Origin of the sequence: Arthrobacter sp. TB 23 (assembly GCF_000294595.1) — a bacterium.
Taxonomy (GTDB): Bacteria; Actinomycetota; Actinomycetes; order Actinomycetales; family Micrococcaceae; genus Arthrobacter_D.
The window spans coordinates 1-9,779 of the sequence record NZ_ALPM01000010.1; the positions used below are offsets into that span (position 1 = coordinate 1).

Consider the following 9,779-nt stretch of genomic DNA (forward strand, 5'->3'; position numbering starts at 1 on the left):
GGTGAATTCAATTGGTCGTCGCAACACCTCGATTATGGAGGTTCGCGATGGGACGCGGTGGAAAGCAGTTGCGGAAGGCTCCGGAGGGCGCGCGGCGGCAGTGGGCGGCGGATCGGGCGTTACGTCCGCCGATGCGTTCGCCGGGCAGGCCAGAGCCCTCTCGTGCGGTGCAGCGGGAGTTTTGGCGTTTGATCGCTACTGGGGTGACAACCGTCAAAGCTGCGGAGGCGCTCGGTGTGTCGTGGCCGGTCGCGTCGCGGTGGTTCCGTCACGCTGGCGGCATGCCGCCGATCAGTCTTGACGAGCCTACGGGCCGCTACTTGTCCTTCGCTGAGCGTGAGGAGATCTCGTTATTGCGAGCCCGGGAGGTCGGCGTGCGTGAAATCGCGCGGCGGCTTGGCCGCGACCCTGGAACGATCTCGCGCGAGTTGCGTCGCAACGCGGCTACGAGGAGCGGGAAGCATCTCTATCGGGCCTTGGTGGCGCAGTGGAAGGCGCAACAGGCTGCGAAGCGCCCGAAGACCGCGAAACTCGCGGACAATGCGAGGTTGCGTGAGTATGTTCAGGAACGGCTCGCTGGGGTCATCCGCCGGCACGACGGCACTGTCGTCGCTGGCCCTGCGACACCGGCCTGGAAGGGGCTGAACAAACCGCACCGGCAGGACAGGCGATGGTCGACAGCTTGGAGTCCGGAACAGATCTCCCACCGGCTCCGCGTCGATTTCCCGGATGATGAGTCGATGCGCATTAGTCACGAGGCCATCTACCAATCGCTGTTCATCGAGGGTCGTGGCGCGCTCAAGCGCGAGCTGGTCACCTGCCTGCGCACCGGCCGTGCGCTGCGGGAACCTCGAGCTCGATCGAAGAGTAAACCCCAAGGCCATGTCACCGCGGAGGTCCTCATTAGCGAACGCCCCGCCGAAGCCGAAGACCGTGCGGTACCGGGCCACTGGGAGGGTGATCTGATCATCGGAACCGGACGATCCGCGATCGGCACGGTCATCGAGCGCAGCAGCCGCTCCACAATCCTGGTACATCTGCCCAGGCTGGAAGGCTGGGCTGATAGACAGGCCGTGAAGAACGGGCCCTCGCTCGGTGGCTACGGTGCCGTGGCGATGAACGCCGGGCTTACGGTCTCGATGACCAAGCTGCCCGAACAGCTCCGCAAGACCCTCACGTGGGATCGAGGGAAAGAGCTCTCCGCACACGCCCAGTTCACTCTCAGCACTGGAACGAAGGTGTTCTTCGCCGATCCGCACTCACCCTGGCAGAGACCCACGAATGAGAACACCAACGGGCTGTTGCGCCAGTTTTTCCCGAAAGGCACTGACCTCTCCAGGTGGACTGCCGAGGACCTCGAAGCCATCGCTCTGACCTTGAACAACCGGCCCCGTAAAGTCCTCGACTGGAAAACCCCGGCTGAAGTCTTTGCCGAGCAGCTAAGCTCGCTCCAACAGCCCGGTGTTGCAACGACCGATTGAACTGGCCCAATTTCGATCCAACGCCTTCATACGTGCGTTGAAGGGCGGCGGGCTCACTGGATCGATGGGCCGGGTCGGCGCGTGCGCTGATAATGCCGCGATGGAATCGTTCTTCTCGCTCCTGCAAAAGAACGTGCTGGACAGTCAGCGGTGGTCCACTCGAGCTGGTCTGCGCTTGGCCATCGTGACCTGGATCGAGAAGACCTACCACCGGAAACGCCGCCAACGCAGGCTAGGGAAACTAACACCCGTCGAGTTTGAGATACTAAACACCGGCCTCAAAGCCGCCTGACAACACTAGACCCCGAGAGTCAACCAAATCCGGGGCAGTCCCATAGCCTATGTAGAGTTCGAGCTCAACTACGGCGTCTAGTCTCTAGATGGCAGAAGACCCGCACGGATCACCGTGCGGGTCTTCTTTTTGCCCAAAACCTGCGGCGATTCAGTAGGATGCTTCGTCGAGAGATGTGAGCACCATGACGGCGTCCCGCACCGCTGTACTGACCCTCGTGGCAGCTTCGATACCGACCGCTCCAACCACAGCGAGCAGCGACCGACCACCAGATTGCGGCATTGCACTGTTGTCAATCATCACGAGCATCCTCCCTGACGGTTCATACCTGATATCAAAAGGTAACGGGTGATGCTGGTGGAACTCCGCAAGCTGCCTCCGCGAATCCTGAACCGTGTCGCGGGTACGGAGGTCTAACGCTTCCCGTATTTGGTGTGCACGGCCTGACGGGTCGCCCCAAGGGGCTGGGTATTTCACCGCTATTCCCAGTGGCCGGGCACGGTCACTGGGATTGCCTGGACAATCCCAGTGACGGAGCCTGACCAGCGGGAAACTCCGTCGGCTGGAACCGAAAAAGGACCCGGAGTGTGCCTCAGTAGCCGTAGAAGGACCGCTCGAAGATGGCCCGGCTGCGACGGGTGAGCCGCAGGTAGTCCTCTTCCAGTAACGCACCCATCCCGGGGCCGTAACCACACCAGCGGGCCACCGCCTCCAGGTCACGGCGCGACGACGGCAACAGGTCTGATGCCTTGCCGCTCCAGATCACGTTCGCGGCCCGCACCCGGCTCGAGAGGCACCAGCTTTGACGCAGCGTGAGCACGTCGGAGGCGGACAGTAGCTCGGCAGCCTCGATCGCGTCCATTGCCGCAAGGGTCGAGGTGGTCTTCAGGGCATCATTCGCGTGAGCGTGCTGAAGTTGCAGCAGCTGCACCAGCCATTCGACGTCGCTCAGCCCTCCCCTACCGAGCTTCAGGTGCCGCGACGGGTCGGCTCCCCGCGGCAGCCGCTCCGATTCCATCCGGGCCTTGATCCGGCGAATCTCCCGCACCCCCTGGCCCGAGATGGTCTCCGGGTAGCGGATGGGGTCGATCAGTTCGGTGAATGCTGCGGCGAGGTCATCGCTTCCTGCGATGGGCAGGGCACGCAGCAGGGCCTGCGACTCCCAGACCAGCGACCACCGCCGGTAATACTCGCGGAAGGACTCAAGCGACCGCACCATCGGACCCTGTTTCCCCTCGGGGCGCAGGTCGGCGTCGATTTCCAGGACCCGCTCCGCCTGGATTGCCGGAGAGCAGGGCTGCTGCAGCAGCGCCGACAGTTGGCTGACGATCCGCTCCGCCTGCCCCTGAGCCGCCGCCTCGCTCGCCCCCTGACGGGCACGGTGCACGTACATCACGTCGGCGTCCGACCCGTAGGTGATCTCGCGGCCGCCCTGCCGCCCCATTGCCACGACGACGACGTCGGTCAGCGGCTCCTCGTTCGCTAAGACAGCACCCTCTGCGACATGCAGCGCGCCGAGGATCGCTGCCCGGTCAGTCGCGGACAAGGCGGCCCCTACCGAGGCCTGATCCAGCAACCCTGAGCTGTCGGCGATGGCGATGCGCAGCAGCTCCCGGCGGCGGATCAACCGGATCAGCCGCATCGCTTCGCGGGGTTCGGGGTGCCGGGACATTTTTGACTGGATTTCTGTCCACTGGGCTTCGAACCCGACCGGGATCAGGTCCTTGTCGTTGCCGAGCCATTTGGTGGATTCCGGTGACACTTCCAGCAGGTCGGCGATGAACCGGCTACTGGAGAGGATGTGGCATAGCCGTTCAGCTGCCGCCTTGGAATCACGGAGCATGCCAAGGTACCAGTGAGTCTGACCGAGGCCCTCGCTGAGCCGCCGGAAGGCCAGCAGGCCCGCGTCGGGGTCCACCCCATCGGCCAGCCAGCCGAGGAGGACCGGCAGCAGGTTGCGTTGCAGCGCCGACCGCCGGCTCAGACCCGAGGTGAGTGCCTCGATGTGACGCATCGCGACTTTGGGGTCCAGGTAGCCCAGGGCGGCGAGCCGCGCCCGGGCTGCCTCGGGGGTCAGCTTGACCTCGTCGATGCTGAGATTCGCGGCAGTATTCAGCAGCGGACGGTAAAAGATGTTCTCGTGCAGGCCCCGCACGAGGCGCTTGGTCTGCTGCCACTGTTCAATCAGGGCTGCCGCGGCCGGGCGGGTGGTGCTTTGGGCGCCCTGGGATGACATGGCGAGGGCCCGTCGCGACGCGTCGTCCTCGGGCATCAGGTGCGTGCGGCGCATATTGACGAGCTGGATCCGGTGCTCGAGCACCCGCAGGTAGCGGTACGACTCGTCGAACGCCCTGGCGTCGGTCCTACCGATATAGCCTGCGGCGCTGAGCGCGGCGATGGCCGAGGTCGTGTCACGGATCCGGATCGACTCGTCGGCCTTGCCATGCACCAGCTGGAGCAGCTGGACGGTGAATTCGACGTCCCGGAGGCCGCCGGGGCCGAGCTTGAGCTGACGCTCCGCCTCATGGGACGGGATGTTGTCGGTGACCCGGCGGCGCATGGCCTGCACCGAGTCGACGAAGCCTTCACGCTCCGAGGAGTTCCAGACCAGCGGCGCGACTGACTCCTCGTAGCGACGCCCCAGATCGGCGTCGCCAGCGATGGTCCGGGCCTTCAGCAGTGCCTGGAACTCCCAACTCTGGGCCCACCGGGCGTAGTAGGACAGGTGGGAATCGAGGGTCCTCACCAGTGGGCCTTCGCGCCCCTCGGGCCGCAGGTTGGCGTCCACCTCCCACAGCCCGGGCTCAATCCCGCTTGACGTAATAGCCCGGGAAATTCCGGAGGCCAGCGACGTCCCAATCCGGACGGCAAGCTCCTCGGCGAGGTCTGGTGCCTCAATCACGTAGATGACGTCGACGTCGGAAATGTAGTTCAGCTCTCCCGCACCACACTTGCCCATCCCCATTACCGCGAGGCGCACCGATGCTATGTCAGCGGCCGAGAAGCTGTCAGCCAGTTCCGCCCGTGAAACAGCCAGCGCTGCCTCAACCGCTGCGGCTGCCAGATCAGCCAGCTCCTTGCCGACGGTCGGCAGATAGTCCACCGGCGACGCCGAGCACAGGTCCCTGACCGCCAGTTCCACCAGGTGACGGCGGTAGCGTGCCCGCAGCAGCGCATACGATTCCTTGCCACCCCCGGCCGCGACGGGTGTGCCCGACGACGGATCGGCGCCGACCGACTCGAGCAGCGAAGACCGCAACAGTTCCGCTGACACCCCGCCGGGATTCCGGCTAGGGCTGACCTTGACGGTGTCCAGGTGCTCGGGTCGCCGCATCAGGAATTCGGCAAGGGCCTCCGAGGCGCCGAGCAACCTGAAGAGCGGCTCGCTGCCCACACCGCCGTCGGCCACCACGGCCGCAAGATCAGGTTGTACCGCCAAGAGCCGGACCAGGGATTGCAGCGCCAGATCGGGGTTGGCTGAGCGCGCCAACCCGCCGAACAGCGCTGCCTCCGGAATGTCCCGCAATTCGGGCGCGTCCAGAAAGCGGGAGCTTTTTTCGAGGTCGGTGAAACCCCGGCTGATGAGTTGGCGGTTGAGGCTCATGGCGGGCGCCAGTTTAGAGGATCCCGAGGTTACGGCGCAGCTCGTAGGGCGTGACCTGGATGCGGTAATCATGCCATTCGGCCCGCTTGTTCCGCAGGAAGTTCTCGTAGACCTGCTCGCCCAGGATTCCCGCCACGAGTTCCGAGTCCTCCATGACCCGGATGGCGTCATGCAGGCTCGCTGGCAACGGGTCGTGGCCCATGGCGCGCCGTTCGGTGGCGGTCAGACTCCAGACGTCGTCCTCGGCACCCGGTGGCAGCTCGTAACCTTCCTCGATACCCTTCAGACCCGCACCGAGCAGCACCGAGTAGGCGAGGTACGGATTGCTGGCCGAATCGATGCCGCGATATTCGATGCGGGCTGACTGGCCCTTGTTGGGCTTGTACAGGGGAACGCGGACCAGGGCTGACCGGTTGTTGTGGCCCCAGGAGAGGTAGCTTGGGGCCTCTCCCCCGCCCCAGAGGCGCTTGTAGGAGTTCACGAACTGGTTGGTGACGGCAGTGAATTCCGGTGCATGCTTGAGGATGCCGGCAATGAACTGGCGTGCTGTCTTGGACAGCTGGAACTCGGCGCCCGCTTCGTAGAACGCGTTGGCGTCGCCCTCGAACAGGGAGAAGTGGGTGTGCATCCCGGAGCCGGGGTGGTCGGAGAACGGCTTCGGCATGAAGGTGGCATAGCTGTCCTGGGTCAGCGCCACCTCCTTGATGATGGTTCTGAAGGTCATGATGTTGTCGGCGGTCTGCAGCGCGTCGGCGTAGCGCAGATCGATTTCGTTCTGGCCGGGACCGGCCTCGTGGTGACTGAACTCCACCGAGATGCCCACCGATTCGAGCATCGCGACGGCGGTGCGCCGGAAGTCCTGCGCCACGCCACCGGGAACATGGTCGAAGTAGCCGGCCTGGTCCACGGGCACAGGCTGTCCATCTGGTCCCAGCTCGTCGGATTTGAGCAGGTAGAACTCAATCTCGGGGTGGGTGTAGCAGGTGAACCCCATATCGGAGGCTTTCGCGAGCGTCCTTTTCAGGACGCCGCGCGGATCGGCGGTGGACGGCATGCCATCGGGGGTGAGAATGTCGCAAAACATCCGCGATGTGGGTTCTTTCTCTCCACGCCACGGCAGGATCTGGAAGGTCGAAGGATCAGGCTGTGCCAGCATGTCGGACTCGAAGACGCGGGCCAGCCCTTCAATGGACGAACCGTCGAACCCCAGGCCCTCCTCGAATGCGCCCTCCACCTCGGCCGGAGCCAATGCCACCGACTTCAGGGAACCCACAACGTCGGTGAACCACAGCCGCACAAACCGCACATCGCGTTCCTCGATGGTACGCAGTACAAATTCCTGCTGCCGGTCCATAGCTACCCTCTTTCATGCTGTCGGTGTGTGTCCCGGGTGTCATCATGAGTGTCGGTCCACCAGTTCACTCTACTGATACTCACGCATTGTTAAGCCCGCGTGCCACCCGGGCTTCTGAAGTAGGCTCGACATATGACTTCAGCAGAGATTCCAGCGCCCTACGGCACGGGTGCCCGCGATGCCGACGCCGGGGCCGCACCGGCCGCGTCGCAGCCGCGGACTCCGGCCCGGATCCGCACTCATCACCTGCAGCAGGCGAAAAATGATGGACGCCGCTTCGCCATGCTCACTGCCTATGACCAGTACGCCGCGGAGATCTTCGACGACGCCGGCATCGAGGTGCTGCTCGTCGGCGACTCTGCCGCCAACAACGTGTTGGGCTACACCACCACCCTGCCGATCACCGTCGATGAGATGATCATCTTCTCGCGTGCCGTCATCAACGGTGCCACCCGGGCGTTGGTGGTCTGTGACCTGCCCTTCGGCAGCTACGAAATCTCCCCCGCGCAGGCCATCGAATCGTCGGTCCGCCTGATGAAAGAGGGAGGGGTTCATGCCGTCAAGATGGAGGGCGGCCGCCACTACGCCGACACCATCCGTGCCCTGACGACCGCCGGCATCCCCGTCATGGCCCATATCGGGTTCACCCCTCAGAGCGAGCATGCCTTGGGCGGGTACCGGGTCCAGGGCCGCGGGGACGCGGCACAGGAACTGATTGACGACGCCGTCGCCCTCGCCGAAGCCGGAGCGTTCTGTGTGCTCATGGAGATGGTGCCCGCCGAGGTGGCTGCCGCCGTCGACCGCGCCGTTCGCGTACCGACCATTGGGATTGGCGCAGGCAACTCGACCACCGGCCAGGTTCTGGTATGGCAGGACATGGCCGGGGTTCGTACGGGCCGCCAACCCAAGTTCGTCAAACAGTTTGCCGACGTCCGCTCAGTGCTCGCAGCGGCTGCGACGACGTACGGCGAGGAGGTCCGGAACGGGACGTTCCCCGGGCCGGAGCACAGCTTCTAGGAGCTACTGCTCGTCCTCGGCATCCCACGCCTGGTTTCGCTGGGCTACTTTTTCCAGGGCACGCTCGGCCTCCGCACGTGTGGGGTAGGGCCCAATCAGTTTCCGCCAATCTGACTGCGCGTCCTCCTCGATCTCGTGGGTTTGCACGTTGTACCAGAACTCGGCCATGAGGGTCCTCCTTGATGGTGGCTTTCGGCGGGACGCCGTGGCGCCTATAAGATCAAGAGTATGCCTCAGCAATCCGTCAGTGCACCCGTTGGAACACTCGAACCAGGAACCGTCAGTCCCCAACTACCGGTCCCGGTGAGTATTCCGCGCCCCGAGTATGTTGGGCGCAGCGGACCTGCCCCCTTCACCGGGTCCGAGGTCAAGACTCCCGAAACCATCGAAAAGATCCGCCGTGCGAGCCGGCTGGCCGCACAGGCCATCGTCGAGGTTGGCCGCCACATCGAGCCCGGTGTGACCACCGACCAGCTGGATCGGGTAGGCCACCAGTTTCTCGTGGACCACGGCGCCTACCCTTCGACCCTGGGCTACCGCGGATTCCCGAAATCGCTTTGCTCATCCCTCAATGAAGTGATCTGTCACGGCATCCCCGACACCACGGTGCTGCGCGACGGCGACATCCTGAACATTGACATCACCGCCTACCTTGACGGCGTCCACGGCGACACCAACTACACGTTCCTGGTGGGCGACGTCGACGACGAATCCCGCCTCCTGGTCGAGCGCACCAAGGAATCGCTGAACCGTGCCATCAGGGCGGTGGCTCCAGGCCGGGAAATCAATGTCATTGGCCGGACCATCGAGTCCTATGCCCGCCGGTTCGGCTATGGAGTGGTGCGCGACTTCACCGGCCACGGCGTCGGCGAAGCCTTCCACACCGGGCTGATCATTCCCCACTACGATGCCGCCCCGGCCTATAACCGGATTATCGAACCGGGCATGACGTTCACCATTGAACCCATGCTCACCCTCGGAACCATCGAGTGGGACATGTGGCCGGACGAGTGGACGGTGCTGACCAAGGACCGCCAGCGCACCGCCCAGTTTGAGCACACCCTTTTGGTGACCGACAGCGGCGCCGAGATCCTTACCGTCCCCTAACCACCGGGTTCCCGCGGCGCTCCGCCGCGCCGGCGACCCCCCCACCCCCACCTACACCTGGAGAACCATGGGCAAGAGCAGCGAGAAGAAGCACGGCAAGTCCCTGCCGAACACAGTGATCGGCATCGATATCGGCGGCACCGGCATCAAGGGTGGCATCGTCGACCTGGTCGAGGGTGAGATCGTTGGGGAGCGCTTCCGCGTGCCCACCCCGCAGCCCTCCACTCCTGAGGCCGTCGCCGAAGTCGTGGCGCAGATTGTCGCTGAGTTGTCGACCCGGCCCAGCGCACCCGGCCCAGAGGTGCCGGTCGGTGTCACCTTCCCTGCCATCATCCAGCACGGCATCGCCCGCTCCGCAGCCAACGTGGACCAGAGCTGGGTCGACACCGACGTCGACGGCCTCTTCAGCAAAGTGCTGGACCGCGATGTGCACGTCATCAACGACGCCGACGCAGCCGGTCTCGCCGAGGTGCGGTACGGGGCTGGCAAGGGGGTGGACGGCACTGTTCTGGTCATTACCCTGGGGACCGGGATCGGTTCGGCTTTCATCTTTGACGGGAAGCTGGTACCTAACGCCGAGCTCGGGCACCTGGAGATTGACGGGTACGACGCCGAAACCCGGGCCTCAGCAGTCGCCCGCGAACGTGACGGCATTGACTGGGACGAGTACTCGGTCCGCCTGCAACGGTACTTTTCGCACGTCGAGTTCCTCTTCTCACCGGAGCTGTTTATTGTCGGTGGCGGCATTTCCAAGCGCAGCAAGGAGTACCTGCCCGGACTGAACCTGCGCACCCGCATCATCCCGGCCCAGCTGAGGAACCAGGCGGGCATCGTGGGCGCCGCACTGCAGGCGGCACTGCACTTCAAGCGCCTGGCGAAACTGGCCGCAGCAGTCCCCGACGCGTAACCATCGCGGCGTCGTCG

8 protein-coding genes and 1 pseudogene are annotated in these 9,779 nt (G+C 64.5%); 5 read left to right on the top strand and 4 right to left on the bottom strand.

From position 1 onward, the window contains the following. The first annotated feature begins 131 nt into the window (after nt 1–131). On the top strand, nt 132–1,481 hold the full coding sequence (locus B384_RS0101105) for an IS30 family transposase (protein WP_443110774.1): 1,350 nt from the start codon (nt 132–134) through the stop codon (nt 1,479–1,481). Nucleotides 1,482–1,485: 4 nt separating this feature from the next. Beyond that, nucleotides 1,486–1,773, top strand: a pseudogene (locus B384_RS0101110) (IS3 family transposase); the annotation flags it as partial. Nucleotides 1,774–1,923: 150 nt separating this feature from the next. Here the strand turns inward: B384_RS0101110 and B384_RS20425 are convergent. From B384_RS20425 to glnA, 3 genes are all read right to left on the bottom strand, one after another. Continuing rightward, the gene (locus B384_RS20425) at nt 1,924–2,073 is read right to left on the bottom strand and encodes a hypothetical protein (RefSeq protein ID WP_156808923.1); all 150 of its coding nucleotides are present in this window, start codon (nt 2,071–2,073) and stop codon (nt 1,924–1,926) included. Between the two features lie 292 nt (nt 2,074–2,365). Further along, nucleotides 2,366–5,377, bottom strand: coding sequence for a bifunctional [glutamine synthetase] adenylyltransferase/[glutamine synthetase]-adenylyl-L-tyrosine phosphorylase (locus tag B384_RS0101120; RefSeq protein WP_019481302.1), 3,012 nt, complete (start codon nt 5,375–5,377; stop codon nt 2,366–2,368). Nucleotides 5,378–5,390: 13 nt separating this feature from the next. Continuing rightward, entirely contained in the window at nt 5,391–6,731 is a 1,341-nt protein-coding gene (gene glnA / locus B384_RS0101125; protein WP_019481303.1) for a type I glutamate--ammonia ligase, read from the bottom strand. A gap of 132 nt (nt 6,732–6,863) precedes the next feature. Between glnA and panB the strand changes: the two genes are divergently transcribed. Continuing rightward, complete coding sequence (gene panB, locus B384_RS0101130) at nt 6,864–7,748, top strand: 3-methyl-2-oxobutanoate hydroxymethyltransferase (RefSeq protein ID WP_019481304.1); 885 nt, start codon at nt 6,864–6,866, stop codon at nt 7,746–7,748. Nucleotides 7,749–7,751: 3 nt separating this feature from the next. Here panB and B384_RS20430 read toward each other — a convergent pair whose 3' ends face one another. After that, nucleotides 7,752–7,916 (bottom strand): SPOR domain-containing protein, encoded by a 165-nt coding sequence (locus B384_RS20430; RefSeq protein ID WP_019481305.1) that lies wholly within the window; start codon nt 7,914–7,916, stop codon nt 7,752–7,754. Nucleotides 7,917–7,976: 60 nt separating this feature from the next. Here B384_RS20430 and map point away from each other — a divergent pair, with 60 nt between their 5' ends. Both map and ppgK read left to right on the top strand, forming a co-directional pair. Then, on the top strand, nt 7,977–8,855 hold the full coding sequence (gene map, locus B384_RS0101140) for a type I methionyl aminopeptidase (RefSeq protein WP_024477357.1): 879 nt from the start codon (nt 7,977–7,979) through the stop codon (nt 8,853–8,855). Between the two features lie 67 nt (nt 8,856–8,922). Further along, nucleotides 8,923–9,762 carry a polyphosphate--glucose phosphotransferase gene (gene ppgK / locus B384_RS0101145; RefSeq protein WP_019481307.1) on the top strand — a complete coding sequence of 280 codons (840 nt, stop codon included), beginning with the start codon at nt 8,923–8,925 and terminating at the stop codon, nt 9,760–9,762. Nucleotides 9,763–9,779 lie beyond the last annotated feature (17 nt).

Excerpts from the sequence above, each read along its gene's own strand:
- panB (WP_019481304.1), top strand. The coding sequence starts at position 6,864 with ATGACTTCAGCAGAGATTCCAGCGCCCTACGGCACGGGTGCCCGCGAT.
- map (WP_024477357.1), top strand. The coding sequence starts at position 7,977 with ATGCCTCAGCAATCCGTCAGTGCACCCGTTGGAACACTCGAACCAGGA.
- B384_RS0101120 (WP_019481302.1), bottom strand. The coding sequence starts at position 5,377 with ATGAGCCTCAACCGCCAACTCATCAGCCGGGGTTTCACCGACCTCGAA.
- B384_RS20425 (WP_156808923.1), bottom strand. The coding sequence starts at position 2,073 with ATGATTGACAACAGTGCAATGCCGCAATCTGGTGGTCGGTCGCTGCTC.
- glnA (WP_019481303.1), bottom strand. The coding sequence starts at position 6,731 with ATGGACCGGCAGCAGGAATTTGTACTGCGTACCATCGAGGAACGCGAT.
- ppgK (WP_019481307.1), top strand. The coding sequence starts at position 8,923 with ATGGGCAAGAGCAGCGAGAAGAAGCACGGCAAGTCCCTGCCGAACACA.
- B384_RS0101105 (WP_443110774.1), top strand. The coding sequence starts at position 132 with ATGCGTTCGCCGGGCAGGCCAGAGCCCTCTCGTGCGGTGCAGCGGGAG.
- B384_RS20430 (WP_019481305.1), bottom strand. The coding sequence starts at position 7,916 with ATGGCCGAGTTCTGGTACAACGTGCAAACCCACGAGATCGAGGAGGAC.